This is a genomic window from Kribbella sp. C-35 (genome assembly GCF_046549195.1).
Classification (GTDB): Bacteria; Actinomycetota; Actinomycetes; order Propionibacteriales; family Kribbellaceae; genus Kribbella.
Map to the genome: position 1 here is coordinate 249,829 of NZ_JAJPWG010000008.1, position 14,503 is coordinate 264,331.

11 protein-coding genes are annotated in these 14,503 nt (G+C 68.6%); 3 read left to right on the plus strand and 8 right to left on the minus strand.

Annotated elements, in window-relative coordinates; all coding sequences use genetic code 11:
* Nucleotides 1-39: 39 nt before the first annotated feature.
* From ACLJOO_RS40765 to ACLJOO_RS40790, 6 genes are read right to left on the minus strand one after another with little or no spacing between them, the layout of a single operon-like run.
* Entirely contained in the window at nt 40-1,503 is a 1,464-nt protein-coding gene (locus ACLJOO_RS40765; protein ID WP_410793500.1) for an aldehyde dehydrogenase family protein, read from the minus strand.
* Complete coding sequence (locus ACLJOO_RS40770) at nt 1,500-2,387, minus strand: ATP-binding cassette domain-containing protein (RefSeq protein WP_410793502.1); 888 nt, start codon at nt 2,385-2,387, stop codon at nt 1,500-1,502. The genes ACLJOO_RS40765 and ACLJOO_RS40770 overlap by 4 nt, the downstream gene beginning before the upstream one ends.
* Nucleotides 2,380-3,333, minus strand: coding sequence for an ABC transporter ATP-binding protein (locus ACLJOO_RS40775; RefSeq protein ID WP_410793503.1), 954 nt, complete (start codon nt 3,331-3,333; stop codon nt 2,380-2,382). Before ACLJOO_RS40775 ends, ACLJOO_RS40770 begins: the two co-directional genes overlap by 8 nt.
* Entirely contained in the window at nt 3,330-4,148 is an 819-nt protein-coding gene (locus ACLJOO_RS40780) for an ABC transporter permease (protein ID WP_410793505.1), read from the minus strand. Before ACLJOO_RS40780 ends, ACLJOO_RS40775 begins: the two co-directional genes overlap by 4 nt.
* The gene (locus ACLJOO_RS40785; RefSeq protein WP_410793507.1) at nt 4,149-5,093 is read right to left on the minus strand and encodes an ABC transporter permease; all 945 of its coding nucleotides are present in this window, start codon (nt 5,091-5,093) and stop codon (nt 4,149-4,151) included. It lies immediately after the preceding gene.
* Nucleotides 5,090-6,601 carry an ABC transporter substrate-binding protein gene (locus ACLJOO_RS40790; RefSeq protein WP_410793509.1) on the minus strand — a complete coding sequence of 504 codons (1,512 nt, stop codon included), beginning with the start codon at nt 6,599-6,601 and terminating at the stop codon, nt 5,090-5,092. Before ACLJOO_RS40790 ends, ACLJOO_RS40785 begins: the two co-directional genes overlap by 4 nt.
* 144 nt (nt 6,602-6,745) lie before the next feature.
* Here ACLJOO_RS40790 and ACLJOO_RS40795 point away from each other — a divergent pair, with 144 nt between their 5' ends.
* The 3 genes from ACLJOO_RS40795 to ACLJOO_RS40805 are packed head-to-tail and all read left to right on the plus strand — an operon-like array spanning nt 6,746 to nt 10,557.
* The gene (locus ACLJOO_RS40795; RefSeq protein WP_410793511.1) at nt 6,746-7,468 is read left to right on the plus strand and encodes a FadR/GntR family transcriptional regulator; all 723 of its coding nucleotides are present in this window, start codon (nt 6,746-6,748) and stop codon (nt 7,466-7,468) included.
* 54 nt (nt 7,469-7,522) lie between these two features.
* A complete protein-coding gene (locus ACLJOO_RS40800) occupies nt 7,523-9,172 on the plus strand; it encodes an FAD-dependent oxidoreductase (RefSeq protein WP_410793512.1) in 1,650 nt (549 codons plus the stop codon).
* Nucleotides 9,172-10,557 carry a sensor histidine kinase gene (locus ACLJOO_RS40805; RefSeq protein WP_410793514.1) on the plus strand — a complete coding sequence of 462 codons (1,386 nt, stop codon included), beginning with the start codon at nt 9,172-9,174 and terminating at the stop codon, nt 10,555-10,557. The genes ACLJOO_RS40800 and ACLJOO_RS40805 overlap by 1 nt, the downstream gene beginning before the upstream one ends.
* A 2-nt stretch (nt 10,558-10,559) precedes the next feature.
* On the opposite strand, the gene ACLJOO_RS40810 is transcribed toward ACLJOO_RS40805, so the two are convergent.
* On the minus strand, nt 10,560-11,144 hold the full coding sequence (locus ACLJOO_RS40810) for a hypothetical protein (protein ID WP_410793516.1): 585 nt from the start codon (nt 11,142-11,144) through the stop codon (nt 10,560-10,562).
* Between the two features lie 126 nt (nt 11,145-11,270).
* Complete coding sequence (locus tag ACLJOO_RS40815; RefSeq protein WP_410793518.1) at nt 11,271-13,853, minus strand: MXAN_6230/SCO0854 family RING domain-containing protein; 2,583 nt, start codon at nt 13,851-13,853, stop codon at nt 11,271-11,273.
* Nucleotides 13,854-14,503: the final 650 nt, after the last annotated feature.

Sequence of the window (14,503 nt, forward strand, 5' to 3'; positions counted from 1 at the left end):
CCCGAAGTGGTTGGTGGGGGCACAAGGGGGATCCGCTGGTCATGGGCGCGGGCGGATGATCGCCATCCGGGTCGTGGTGAGTTCCTCGATCGCGAAGCGCGGGCCCTCCCGCCCGGTACCGGAGTCCTTTACGCCGCCGTACGGCATCACGTCGGACCGGAACCCAGGCACCTCATTGATCACCACTCCCCCGACGTCGAGCCGATCGATCGCCGCGAACGCCGTCTCGAGCGAGGACGTGAACACGCTGGCGTGCAGCCCGTACCGGGTCTCGTTGACCGCGCGGAGAGCGCTCTCTACGTCCGGAACGGATCGCACCGCGATCACCGGCCCGAAGATCTCCTCGTCCCACGCCGGCAGCCCGTCCGGTACGTCGGTCAGCACGATCGGCCCGAGTACGTCGCCAGGGGCCTCGTAGGCGATCGATGCGCCGGCATGGACCGCATCGCCGACCCATTGCCGAACCCGATCGGTCGACGCCGGGTTGATGAGCGCGGACACCCGAGTCACTGGATCACGCGGATCGCCAACCACCACGCCAGGCATCCGAGCACCGAGCTTCTCGAGCAACGCTTTCCGCACCGACTCGACGGCGATGACGCGCTGGACCGAGATACAGGCCTGCCCGGACGCGTAGTACCCGCCGCGCACGATCGCGTCGGCGGCCGCGTCCAGGTCGGCGTCCGCGGCAACGACCAGCGCGGAATTGGACCCCAGTTCGAGCAGCACTTTTGTCGGCGCCGCGTCCCGCGCGATGCGATGCCCGACGGCCGCGGATCCGGTGAAGGAGACCGCACCGATCCGATCGTCGGTGGTGAGCGTGGCACCCACGTCGGCTCCGCCCGTGATCAACTGGAGAGCGCTCTCTGGTGCTCCCGCATCGGCAAGTGCGGTTCGCATCAGGTGCGCGAGCCAGAGCGTGGCGAGCGGCGTCTGCGGCGCGGGCTTCACGATGATCGGGCAACCGGCCGCGAACGCCGGCGCGATCTTGTGCGCGGCGAGCAGCAACGGGTAGTTGAACCCGGTGATCCCGATGACCACGCCGATCGGTTTGCGCACCCAGAAGCCCTGCAGCCCTTCGCCGCTCGGCAGCAGGTCGAGCGGCACCGTCTCACCGTGCAGCCGGGCAACCTCCTCCGCCGAGGTCTCGAGGGTGAGCAGTGTCCGATCGATCTCGACCCGGCAGTCGACCAGCGGTTTGCCGGTCTCGAGCACGAGTAGATCCACGAACGCGTCCCGCTCGGCGAGTACCGCGGAATGCACGCGTTGCAAGACGTTCCGGCGCACGTACGACGGCAGCCGGCCGACCGTTTCTCGCACGGAGAGCGCGTTCTCGAGCGCTGCCCGGGCGAGCTCGACGTCCCCGACCGGTCCGTCCGCCACGGTCGAGCCGTCGTACGGGAAGATCACCGGAGCGGTCGACGGTGTCTCGACCCAGGTCTCACCGATCGGCAGACCGGCTGGCATCGTGATCGTCCCGCCGCCATCGAGCTGGATCTTCACGCTGATTCCCCCTTCGCGAGTAGGTCGGCGGTGGTCGCACCGGAGAGCGCTCTCTGAAGTGTCGGGATGGCCGAGACCAGGCGCTGCGTGTACGGATGCTGCGGGGCGGCGTACACGTCACCGGTGTAGCCCGTCTCGACGATCTGGCCGGCGTGCATCACGGCCACGCGGTCGCAGACGTGCTTGACCACGGAGAGGTCGTGGGAGACGAACACCAGCGTGAGGTTGAGTTCGTCGACGAGATCCGAGATCAGGTTGAGTACCTGGGCGCGGACGGAGACGTCGAGAGCGCTCACCGGCTCGTCCGCGATCAGGATCCGCGGGCGTGGGGCGAGGGCGCGGGCGATGGAGATGCGCTGCCGCTGGCCGCCTGAGAACTGGTGCGGGTACCGGTCGCCGGCGTCCGCGGAGAGGCCGACGGCTTCGAGCAACTCGCGAACGCGCTCTCCCGACGCCGGATGTCCTTGAACGACCAGCGGTTCGGCGATGATGTCGCGGACCCGCATCCGTGGGTCGAGTGAGCTCATCGGGTCCTGGAACACGAGCTGCAGGTTTTCGCGCAGCGAGCGCAGCCGGCGTTCCGGGAGACGGGTGATGTCGGTGTCCTCGACGATCACGTGCCCGGACGTTGCCCGGTCGAGTGCGGCGATCAGGCGCAGCAGCGTCGACTTGCCGCAGCCGGATTCGCCGACGATGCCGAAACGCTCGCCCTGCTTGACTTCCAGGCTCACACCGCGAAGTGCGTGGACGACCGGAGCAGGCTGGAGCAACGAGGTGCGTGGGCGGGGGTAGTCGCGCACGAGATCGACGACCTCGATCGCCGTCGGCGTCTCCGGCTCCCGCGTCGTCGGGATGTGCTCGGGTGGCGGCGCTGGCTCAGGCATCGTCGCCTCCTGCTGGGTGGTGGCAGGCGAACCCGTTCGCTTCGTCGCCCGTCCACGCAGGTGTCTCTTCGCAGAGAGCGGTTGCGTGGGCGCACCGGGTCCGGAAGACGCAGCCAGATGGGAACCGTCCAGCGGGCGGTACGTTGCCCGGGATCGTGGTCAGGCGACGGGATGTCGTCTCGAGATCGGACGCCGCCAGCAAGCCTTCCGTGTAGCGGTGCCGCGGACGCGTGAACACCTCGTTGACCGGGCCTGCCTCCACCACGCGTCCGCCGTACATGACGAGGACCCGTTCGCAGACCGTGGCGACGACGGCGAGGTCGTGGGTGATGAAGAGCAATGCGGACGAGCGGTCCACGACGCCGCGGACGATCAGGTCGAGTACGAGCGCCTGCACCGTCACGTCCAACGCCGTCGTCGGCTCGTCGCAGATCAACAGCGCCGGATCGTTGGCCAAAGCAAGCGCCAGAACAACTCGTTGCCGTTGGCCACCGGACAACTGGTGCGGGTACGCGCGGAGCGTCTCGGCTGGGAGCTGCACACGGTCGAGCAGATCAGCCGCAACGGCCCGGGCCGCGGGTTTCGCGAGGGTCTTGTGGACAAGCATCGTCTCGGCGATCTGGTCACCGATCCGCATGGTCGGGTTGAGCGCGGTCATCGGTTCCTGGAAGACCATCGCGATGTCGCGGCCGCGGACGCGGGACATCCGCCGTTCGTCCGCGCCGACCAGTTCGTGGTCGACACCGTCGAGGCGCACCGATCCGCCGGCCCGCACCTCCTCGGGCAACAACCCGAGAATGCTCAGCGCGGTCAGTGACTTGCCCGATCCCGATTCTCCGATCAGCCCGACCCGCTCTCCCGCGCCGACCGTCAGATCGACGTCGGACACGAGCGCCGTCTCCCGGACGGTCACCGACAACCCCTGCACCGTGAGAACGTTGTTCATCTGCGATCCTCCAGTTTCGGATCGAAGCGGTCCCGGAGGCCGTCGCCGAGCAGGTTGAACCCGAGGACGGCGATCGCGATCGCGATCCCGGGGAAGATCGCCAGCCGCGGCGCGCTGAACAGGAACTCCTGGCTCTCCTGCAGCATCCGGCCCCAGGACGGTGTCGGCGGCGGCGTTCCGTACCCGAGAAACGACAACGCCGCCTCGGCGAGCACCGCGATCGCGAAGGACACCGAGGCCTGCACCGTGATCAGGCTGGTCACGTTCGGCAGCACGTGCCGGAGAGCGATCGGAAACGGTTGCCGGCCGGCCGCGCGCGCCGCGAGAACGTACTCCGTCCGCATCACCTGCAGCGCCCCGCTCCGGATCACCCGCGCGAAGCTCGGTACCGAAGCGATGCCGATGGCAACCATCGCGGTCAGCGTGCTGGCGCCGAACACCGCGCCGAACATGATCGCCAGCAGCAACGCCGGGAACGCGAGCAACAGGTCGTTGGCCCGCATGATCACCTCGCTCGGCCACCGCCGTACCATCGCCGCCAGGATTCCCATCGGTACGCCGATGACCGCGGCTACACCGACCGCGACGACGCCGACGAACAGCGTGGTCCGCGAGCCGACCATGATCTGGCTCAGCACGTCCCGGCCGAACTTGTCGGTCCCGAACCAGTGCGACCACGACGGTTCCAGCAACCGCGAGGCGGGAGTCACCAGCGTCGCGTCGTACGGCGTCCAGACGAACGACACCAGCGCCATCAGTACGATCACGGCGACGATCACGCCGCCGGCGATCAGACTCGGGTTCAGTCGCTTCATCTACGCCGTCCTCAGTCGTGGGTCGAGGGCGACGTACAGCAGGTCGACGAGGAAGTTGACCAGCAGTACGGCGATCACGAGGACCATCACCACGTCCTGGACGAGCAACAGATCCCGGTTCGAGACGCCGTCGAGCAGGAGGCTGCCGAGGCCCGGGATCACGAAGACGCGCTCGACGACCACCGCGCCGATCAACAGCGTGGCCAGTTGCAGGCCGAGCACAGTCACCACAGGTACGGCGGCATTGCGTAGACCGTGCCGCCATAACGCCTGGAACGGTCGCAGGCCTTTGGCACGAGCGGTGCGTAGGTAGTCCTCGCGGAGCACGTCCAGCACAGCGCTGCGGATGTAGCGGGTGAGGACGGCGCCTTGAACCAGGCCGAGGGAGAGCGCCGGCAGGATCAGTTGCTTGAGAAACATCGCCGGATCCTGCGCGGGCGGCGTCCAGCCGTTGGCCGGCAACCAGCCGAGCCGCACCGCGAACACCACGATCAGCAGGATCCCGGCCAGGAACGCCGGGACCGCGACGCCCACCTGAGAGAACGCAGAGAGCGCTAACCCGGAGATCTTGCGGTGCCGCGCCGCCATCACCGTCCCGGCCGGCGCGGCGACCATCAGGGCGATGATCATGCCCGCGACGACCAGCCACAGAGTGACCTGCAGCCGGTCGAACACCTGCGGACCGATCGCCGCCTTCGACACGTACGACGTACCGAGGTCACCGTGCAGCAGGCCGCCCAGCCAGTCGAAGTACTGCGTCGGCAGCGGGCGGTCGAGGCCGAACTGCCGACGCAGTTCGGCCACTGCCTCGTCGGACGCGTTCACGCCGAGTGCGACCCGGGCAGGATCGCCGGGCAGCACCGCCATGAACGCGAAGACCAGCACAGAGCTCACCGCAAGACTGACCAAGAACACGCCGGTGCGCTCGATCAGGCGGAGGATCATCGGGCGAGCTTGGAGAGATCGAAGTTCTCGGTGATCGCGTTCGTCGGCAACCCCTTGAGGCTCTTGTCGGCGACCATCAGGTTCGGCAGCAGGAACAGCCAGTCGCCCGCGGCCTGCTCGGACAGCCGGCGCGCCGCCTTCTTCAGGTTGTCGACCTGCGCGGCCTCGTCACCGGAGTCCGCCGCGGCCAGGTAGCCCTGCAGCGTCGGGTCGTCGTACCGGGTGTAGTACTTCGCGTTGAACACGGCGCCCAGGTCGCGCGGCTCGACGTGGGCGATGATCGACATGTCGTAGTCGGCGTTCTTGAACACCGTGGTCAGCCACGCCGCCGGGAACTCGAGCTGGTCGATCGCCACCTTCAGACCGGCCTGCTCCAGCTGGCTCTTCACCACCTGGCCGCAGGACGTTGCGTACGGCAACGTCGGGAGCCGGAGCCGGAGCGTCTTGCCGGCCGCACCGGAGGCCTGCAGCAACGACTTGGCCTTGGCGAGGTCGTACGGCGCGACGCCGGTCAGGTCCTCGTACCACGGGTCGGTCGGCGGGACCATGCTGCCGATCAGCTTGCCGCGACCGGCCCAGCAGGTGTCCAGCAACGCCTTGTGGTCTATCGCCATCCGGATCCCCTGCCGGGTCCGGATGTCCTTGAACAGCGGCAGCGAGTTGTTGAACGACAGCAGTACTTCGCCGTTCGTGGTGCCCTCGATCACCTGGTACTTGTCGTTGCTGGTGAACTGGCTCAGGGCCTCCGGCGCCTGCACCGTGCCGATCACGTTGATCGTGCCGGTGAGCAGCGCGTTGTTCAGCGCGGTCGCGTCCTTGAAGTACTTCAGCGTGATCTGCTGGAAGTACGGCTTGGCGCCCCAGTAGTTGTCGTTGCGGACCATGACGATCGAGTCGCCGCGGTTCCACTTCGAGAACGTGAACGGTCCGGAGCCGACCGGAGCGGTCGCGAGCGCGCTGACACCGCTCTCCGAGAACATCGCGCCGATCCGGGTGGTCATCCGGAACAGCCAGTCGTTGCTCGGCTTCGTCAGCGTGACCTGCAACTGGGTCGGCGACAGCGCCTTGGCCTGCGAGACCACGTCCATCGCGGCCTTCAGCGACGTCGTCCACGCGGTCTTCACCCGGTTGATGCTGAACACCGCGTCGTTGGCGGTGAACTGCTTGTCGTTGGTGAACTTCGCGTTGTCGACCAGGTCGAACGTGTACGTCTTGCGGTCCGGCGACACCGTCCACGACTTCGCCAGCGACGGCACGATCTTGCCGGAGTCGTCCTGCTTGACCAGCGTCTCGTACACGTTCCCGAGCAGCACCTGCGGGATCGCGGCGCCGTCGGTGGTGGTGAAATCCAGGCTGGCCGGCTCCGCGACCAGACCGATCGACAGGTTCTGGTCACCCCCCGGTGAGCTGCCGGACGACGTACCGGATCCGGCCGAGCAGGCCGTCACGGCCAGCAGCGCGGCGGACGCGAGGAAAGCGACCGCTCGAGTGGAAAACGACGGCTTCACGTCTACTCCTCCGGTGCGCCGACTGGTCTGACCAGTGGACTAGGTCTTAATGGGCCACTAGGTTTGTCCCCTGGTCAGGTGCCTGTCAAGCGAATGGGGGTGTGCCGGATGACAAAGGGTCCGCAGTTCGAACCGGTACAACCCGTGCGCGCTTATCAGCGGATCGTCGAGCAGATCGAGGACGCGCTCGCCCGCGGTGACCTGACACCGGGCCAGCGGCTGCCGAGCGAGCGTGAACTGGTCGCGCAGTTCGCCGTCAGTCGGTCGACGGTTCGCGAGGCGCTGCGGGTGCTGGAGAGCAACGGCGTGGTCCGCTCCCGGCCCGGCGATCCGAACGGCCCGGAGCTCCTGCCGTACTCCTCATCCGCGCTGCGCAAACAGGTGGCGAGGCTGGCGCGGGTCGACGAACTGACTCTGAGTGAGCTGATCGGGTTCCGGATGATCATGGACGGCGCCGCGATCCAGGTCGCGTCCCGGCTGCGGACCCCGGAGGAGCTGGACGCCCTCGAGGCGACCCTGGTCGCGATGCGGGACGCGATCGACGTCGACTTCGCCGCGTTCAGCGAGGCCGACCTCGCGTTCCACGAGCTGATCGCGCGGATCAGCCGGAACTCCCTGATCCAGACCTGCAACGAGGTCGTCCGCGGCGTCGTACTCGGACTGATCGCCGACAAGATCGCCCATGCTCCCAACAGCCGCGCCCTGATGCTCGAGTCCCTGCACCACCACGCCGAGGTGGTCGACGCGATCCGCGCAGGCAACGGCCACGCCGCGGCCCGGATCGCCCGCCAGAACATGTTCGACTACTACGCCGGGTACGTGCCTGACTCCGAGCAGGAAACGTTGCGTGCGCTCATAGAGGACTGAGTCATTCCCGTGGCATTCTGACGGGATCGGTTCACTGCTGTGGGGGGCACAAGCGTGAGCAAACCTGCGATTCTCACGGTCGACGACGACCCGATGGTCTCGGCGGCCATCTCCCGCGACCTGCGACGCCGGTACGGCGACGACTACCTGGTCGTCCGCGCGACTTCGGGCGATCAGGCGCTCGCCGCGCTGACAAAGCTCGCCTTGCGCAACCAACCGATCGCGTTGATCGCAACCGACCAGCGAATGCCCGGCATGACCGGCATCGAACTGCTCGAACGCGCCCGCGAGCACGCCCCGAGCGCGAAGTACCTACTACTCACCGCGTACGCCGACACGGACGTGGCGATCCGAGCGATCAACGAGATCGGCCTCGACTACTACCTGCTGAAACCCTGGGACCCGCCCGAGGACCAGCTCTTCCCGGTCGTCGACGACCTGCTCGGCGACTGGCAGCACGCGAACCCCGAGCACACCTCCGACGTCCGTGTCGTCGGCAACCGCTGGTCGGACCGCGCGCACGACATCAAGACGTTCCTGGCCCGCAACCACGTCCCGTACCGCTGGTACGACGTCGAACGCGACACCGAAGGCCGGCGCCTCAAAGAACTCGCCGACGCCACCGACCACGACCTCCCGCTGGTCCTGATCCCGGAAGGCGACACGCTCCGCTCCCCCACCGCCCTCGACCTCGCCTCCGCCCTCGGGCTACGGACCCGCGCCGAGCAACCGCTGTACGACGTCTGCATCGTCGGCGGCGGACCGGCCGGACTCGCGGCAGGGGTCTATGCCGCATCCGAGGGCCTCAGCACAGTGATCGTCGAGCGCGAGGCCCCCGGCGGACAGGCCGGACTCAGCGCGGCGATCGAGAACTACCTCGGGTTCCCGCGCGGCCTCACCGGCTCCGACCTCGCCCAGCGCGCCGTCGCCCAGGCGTCCCGCTTCGGCGCGGAGATGGTGCTCGCGCGCTCGGTCGTGGGCCTCGAGTCCCGCGGCCCCGTGCACGCCGTACTGCTCGAAGGATCCGGTGAGATCGAGGCCCGCGCGCTGATCGTCGCGACCGGCGTCTCGTACCGCAGCCTCGACGTCGACGGCCTCGGCGACCTCACCGGCCGCGGCGTGTACTACGGAGCGACGGCAAGCGAAGCCAGGCAGGTCCAGGACGACGAGGTGTACGTCGTGGGCGCTGCGAACTCGGCCGGACAGGCAGCGCTCAACCTGGCCCGCTACGCCAAACGCGTCGTCCTCCTGGTCCGCGGCGACACGCTCGAGAGCTCGATGTCGCGGTACCTCATCGACAAGATCTCCGAGGCCGCGCACATCGAGGTACGGTGCCGGACCGAGGTGGTCGGTTGCCGCGGCGACGGTCATCTCGAGGCCCTGACGTTCGCCGACCGCACCTCTGGCCGGGTCGAGGAGGTGCTCGCGAGCTGGTTGTTCATCTTCGTCGGCGCGATCCCGCGGACCGATTGGCTCGGCGACTCCGTCGTACGCGACGCCAAGGGGTTCGTCGTGACCGGGCCGGATCTGATCGCACAGAACAGGTGGTCGCTGGCCAGGCCGCCGTACGCGTTGGAGACCAGCGTGCCGGGGGTGTTCGCGGCCGGCGACGTGCGGCTCGACTCGATGAAACGCGTGGCGTCCGCGGTCGGCGAAGGCGCCATGTCGATCTATCTCGTCCACCGCTACCTTGCGACCGTCTGATGTACGCCGTCGACCTGCGCGCCATCCCGCTCTTCGCCGGGTTGAGCGATGCGCAACTCGAGGAGCTGATCGACGGCAGCACCGAGGTGTCGATCGAGCGCGGCGTCGACCTGTTCCACGAGGGCGAACCCGCCGACTTCTGGTGGGTGCTCGTCGACGGCGCGATCTCGCTGCACCGCAAGATCGGCCGCGAGGACACCGTGATGGGCAAGATGGACGTCCCGGGCCGCTGGGCGGGCGGGTTCCGCGCGTGGGACGAGCACGGCGTGTACCTCGCCAGCGGCCGCGGCCTCGCCGAAGGACGGGTACTGCGGGTGCCGGCCGACGTACTGCGGGAGCGGATCGACGACTGGTTCCCGCTCGCGGGGCATCTGATCAAGGGCGTGTACGGGACCGCGCGGGCGATCGAGTCGACCGCCCGGCAGCGCGAGTCGCTGATCACGCTCGGTACGTTGGCGGCCGGGCTGGCGCACGAGATCAACAACCCCGCCGCGGCCGCCGCACGCTCGGTCAGCGCACTCGACACCGCGTGCGTCACGCTTCTGTCGGCGCTGCGCGGGCTCGCGGAAGGCGACGCGACGGCCGCGCAGTTCAGTGCGCTGGACGAGCTGCGGCTCGAGCTCGGCTCGGGTACGGCGGCGCCCGATCCGGTGGACCTCGCCGATCACGAGAACACCATCGCGGACTGGCTCGACGACCACGGCGTCGACCGGTCGTGGTTCATCGCTCCCCCGCTCGCCGCGGCCGGCACGAGCGTGGACTGGTGCGAGCGCGCAGCCGACATACTCGGCGATGCACTGGAGCCCGGCCTCGAATGGGTGGCCAGCACCTTGTCGGTCGCGACGCTGCTCAGCGAGGTCAAGGAGTCGACGCGGCGGATCACCGAACTGGTGGCCGCGGTCCGCTCGTACTCGCAGATGGACCGCGGCTCGATCCAGACGATCGACATCACCGAGGGCATCGAGAGCACGCTCGTGATGCTCGGGCACAAGCTCCGCGACGGCGTCGAGGTGGTTCGCGCGTACGGCGCCGGCGTACCCCGGATCGATGCGTACGCCGGCGAACTCAACCAGGTCTGGACGAACCTGATCGACAACGCGGTCGACGCGATGGAAGGCGTCGGCACGTTGCGGATCACGACCCGGACCGACGGCGACCGGGTCGTCGTCGAGTTCACCGACACCGGACCCGGGATGCCGCCGGAGGTCGCGGCCCGCGCGTTCGAGCCGTTCTACACGACCAAGGACGTCGGCAAGGGCACCGGTCTGGGCCTCGACATCGCGCAACGGATCGTCGCCGAACACCACGGCGGCACGATCGCCATCACGTCACGCCCCGGCGAGACCACGGTCCAGGTGCGACTCCCGCACCAACCACCAGGCTGAGATCAGGTGTCGTGTTCGAGGATGCGGACTCGGGGCACCTTCAGGAGCTTGCGTGCCTTGGTGGTCCAGTCGGAGCACACGAATGATGCTGCGGTCTCCGGCCAGGCGACCACCACGACCTCTTGGCTCTTGGTGGTCTTCACCATCTGCATCAGCGCCAGCAGCACCTCGCCGTGCGTGATGGAGACGTGCACCGGGTAGCCGCTCGCCGCCCGAAGCTGCCGGGAGCTGTGCTCGATCACCGAGGCGAGATCGACGGCCGGGTCCGCGAGGGTCGCCGTCGGTGGTCCGCCCTGTGTTCCACGCTGTGTTCGACTCTGTGCTCGGTCAACTGTTGCCGGCGGGCTGGTGCGCGCCGACGCCACCGTCGCCGAGCCGACAACGGACGCCGAGCCGGTCAGACCGGCCACATCCGCGAACGTCGATCCCAGCAACGCCATCGGACCGCCGAACCCGCTCTCCGGATGACTGGAGACCAGCAGGTGGTAGTCCACGGCGTCTTCGCGTCTTGCATGCAGGGCGGCAACGCGGCGCGCGTCGCCCTCGCTCATCTCCCGCTCGATGAGCACCACCACGTCATACGTCATTCGTGGCTCCCTTCGCGTCAATTCCGTTGTACTCCTGCCAGGGACCGGTCCAAAGCACCGGCCCCGCCTCCGTCACGGAATTGTCAATTTCTTCTCAGGCTCCTGCCAGACTCGCCCGAGCGAAGGTCAGGGAGCGGGAGAGGTTGCTCCGAGGCTGGCGCGAGCGCGTGAGTCGGGGGCCAGAGCCGACAGCAGGTACGGCGCGTCGATGAGCGACAGGCTCGCGCCGTCGAGTAGACGCGGATGCAGCGCGTAGACCTCCGCGCCCGCACGCGGCGTCACGTCACCGGTCAGGACCGCCACGAAATCGGCGCGTTTCGCCGCGTCCTCGTCCCAGCTCCGGTCCGGCTCCAGCCGCGCGACGACCCGCCGCGCGAACGTCGCCGCCTCCTCGGCCGGGTCCCGGACATAGCCCACGACCGACCCGTCGGCGCACCGGACCGCGATCTCGTCGGCCCGCGCCGCCGCGTGCCAGCAGCAGATCTCCCACAGGCTCACCCGGTCGCCCGACCCGTGCACCTCTTCCAGCGTCGCCGCCATCAGCCCGAGACGACCGCCGTACCCCGCGATGTTGTGGCCGTAGCCGGCCGCGCCGAGGTTCACGTCGTACCAGCGCAGTTCCTTGTTGTGCAGGTCGACGCCGAACGGCATCAGGATCTTCGCCGGACCGGCCAGGTCGAAGCGGTCCTCGACCGCCGCCGGATCGAACAGCCCGTTCGGTTGCCGCAGCATGCCGACGAAGCCGCGCTCCAACTCGTCGAACGGTACGTCGTTGTAGCTGAACACCACCGGCAGCAGATAACGACCGCTCACCCGGCGCACCGCGCGCAGGTCGATGTCCACGAACTCCGTCGATCCGTCCGGGCCCGGCGCGGACGTCAGGTCGCCGGAATGCACCAGCGCGTCCTGGTCGAACCGCAGCCGGGTGTAGTCGCACAGCCCGACGAAACCCCACTCCTCGTCCAACACCGCCACGGACAGATCGAGATCGATCCGCAGCCCCCGCGGCTCGACCCAGTGCAGGAACAGCCGCAGCAGCTCGTCCTGCGGGATCGGCACCGCGCTCCCCCGCGTCATCCGCAGCAGGCTCGACGACGCGTTCCGCTCCGAGCCGGGCGCCGCCATCCGGGACAGCTCCTCGTCCAGGAACACCCGCTGCCAGCGCGGCAATCCCGTTGCCCGGCGCAACATTTCCCCGGTCAGTACGCCGGACAGCTCGACGGCGAGCGCACTGGGCAACGGCTCCCGATCGTCGACCGATGTCCAGATCCGGGTGGTCCCGCCGCGCGGGAAGAACAACCGCAGATCGCCCGGCGGCGTCCGGACCTGGCCGAGTGCTGCTGTGATGACCGCCGGCGAGACGTCCGACACCGCAGTCGTCACGGCGTCGACGAGCTCCGCGTGTTGCGCGGGCGGAAGCGCACGCGCCAGGTGCACCAAACGGCGTACCAACTCGCCGGGACGCTGCCGCAGCAGGTCGAGCGCCTGCTCCGGTCGCCCTTGTATGAAAGCGCCCTCGACGCGCGAGCTGAACGTGCTCAGCACGAGCCGCCCGTGCTCCACCCGCACCAGCGGATGCTGCGAAGCCTCGCCCGCCACCGCCCGTCCAGCCGGCGTGCCGAGGTCCAGATCGGTACGCCGGAGGACCGCGAACGCCAGCGCGGCGACCGGGGAGCGCGCGGCGAACTCGAACGGATGCAGGTTCTCGCCGATCCGTTTCCAGGCACGCTCGTGGCGCAGCATGTCCTCCACCAGTGTCTCAACCGGGAGCCGGTCTAGACGCTCCAGCACGAGCCGCCGAGTTGCCCGCGGCAACGACTTCCGCCGGGCCGGCGGCGTCCGCAGCCCGGGGTCGGCGTCCATCAAGGCGTAGATCAGCCGCAGTACGTCGGTGGCGGTGTCGGCGCGATCGATCAGCTCGGGATCGTCGGCGAGGAAGTGCGCGATGACCAGTGCACGGGTTTCCCGGACCGGGATGTCATCGGGGATCCAGGCCGAGCTGGCGCCGGCGAGCAGCACCTGCAGGTCCGCGCGGTCCGCGGCGGACAGGGGTGCGCGGCGGGCCAGCAAGGCGCCGACGGTCTGGCGGACCGAGTGGGCCGTGGCCAGCGAGAGTAGCCGCAGGCGATCCGAACGGACATGCGTGGGCGGCTCCTCGGCCGGCGACGGCTTGAGGAACGGATCCTTCGGGTCGATGCGGCGCAGGCAGAGCGGACAGGCGCTGAGGTCGGTGCCGTCCCAGCACGTGCGGCAGACCAGGTGTGCGCACGGAGAGACCGCGTGCACGGAGGTCGTGTCGCCGCAGAGCACGCAGGGTTGCTCAGGCTCCTGCAGCAGGCGGGCGAAGACCCGGTTCACGTAGAAGGTCTCGGTGTTGCCCGGCACGCTCTCCGGGAAGCCCCGGAACAACGGCGTGTGCTTGGCGTCGAACCCGGACTCGGCGTCGAGCAGGTCGAGCAGCGCACTGCCGAAACCGGCCAGCGCGGGCGCCGACAGCGAGGCGCAGTGCCGGTACAGACCGACCGAGAGCAGGAGGCCGCGCTGGATCAGGTCCGCCTGCAGCGCGGACAGGCCCGCCTGGATCGTGAGCGGTCGGCGCGGCCACTGCCAGGCGGAGCGCCGTACCGGTGGAGTGAGGGCGGTGGCGTCGACGAGCCGGCGGCGGCGCAGCAGCACAGCCGCTTGCGGATCCGCTGGTTGGTCCGGCATACCGTCTCCCCGCTGACGTCCTTCATCTGAAGAGTGCGCCAGGGGCGGAGAGCGGACGCGCTACTTGGCCTGGTGAAGGAGAAGGAAGCACGTCCAGGAGCCGCCCCTGGCACTGAGAACGCTACCGGGCGCCACCGACAGTTTCCGGACTCGCCACAAGGCCCGCGCAGAGGGGCCAGAACGAAGAGCTCCGGTAGCAGGGTCGGGGCCGCCCCGCCCAGACCCCGCTACCGGAGATCTCCAGAGTAGAACGTTCACCCAAATCGCGCGCCACCGGGTCCCCGATTCGTTGCCGAACTGGCACTGATGCGCCGCGCCGCCGCCGTTGCGATCACCCTCGGCAGGCAGGATGCCACGGATAGTAATTGGCATAGTCCATGGATAATCCTGGTGCGGTAAATTGCCGGGCTTCCGGGTTTATGCGGTGAACGATTCCTGTGGAATGTAAGAAAGCAGTAAAGAAATACCGTCGGTCACCAGTCGTTGCCGCCACCGGTGAACCAGTCATTGCCACCCGTGAACCAGTCGTTGCCGCCGACGCCGTCGGTGCCGGTACGGGTGGGGAGCGCTGAGATCTGCATGTTTTCGACCCTTCTTGGTGCTGACCAACTGGTGGACTGACCCGGGCATCCGGGTGACCTGATGTGAAC

Bases quoted from the DNA above. Each gene is read 5' to 3' on its own strand.
- ACLJOO_RS40770 (WP_410793502.1), bottom strand. From the start codon at position 2,387: ATGCCTGAGCCAGCGCCGCCACCCGAGCACATCCCGACGACGCGGGAG.
- ACLJOO_RS40775 (WP_410793503.1), bottom strand. From the start codon at position 3,333: ATGAACAACGTTCTCACGGTGCAGGGGTTGTCGGTGACCGTCCGGGAG.
- ACLJOO_RS40780 (WP_410793505.1), bottom strand. From the start codon at position 4,148: ATGAAGCGACTGAACCCGAGTCTGATCGCCGGCGGCGTGATCGTCGCC.
- ACLJOO_RS40785 (WP_410793507.1), bottom strand. From the start codon at position 5,093: ATGATCCTCCGCCTGATCGAGCGCACCGGCGTGTTCTTGGTCAGTCTT.
- ACLJOO_RS40805 (WP_410793514.1), top strand. From the start codon at position 9,172: ATGTACGCCGTCGACCTGCGCGCCATCCCGCTCTTCGCCGGGTTGAGC.
- ACLJOO_RS40810 (WP_410793516.1), bottom strand. From the start codon at position 11,144: ATGACGTATGACGTGGTGGTGCTCATCGAGCGGGAGATGAGCGAGGGC.
- ACLJOO_RS40815 (WP_410793518.1), bottom strand. From the start codon at position 13,853: ATGCCGGACCAACCAGCGGATCCGCAAGCGGCTGTGCTGCTGCGCCGC.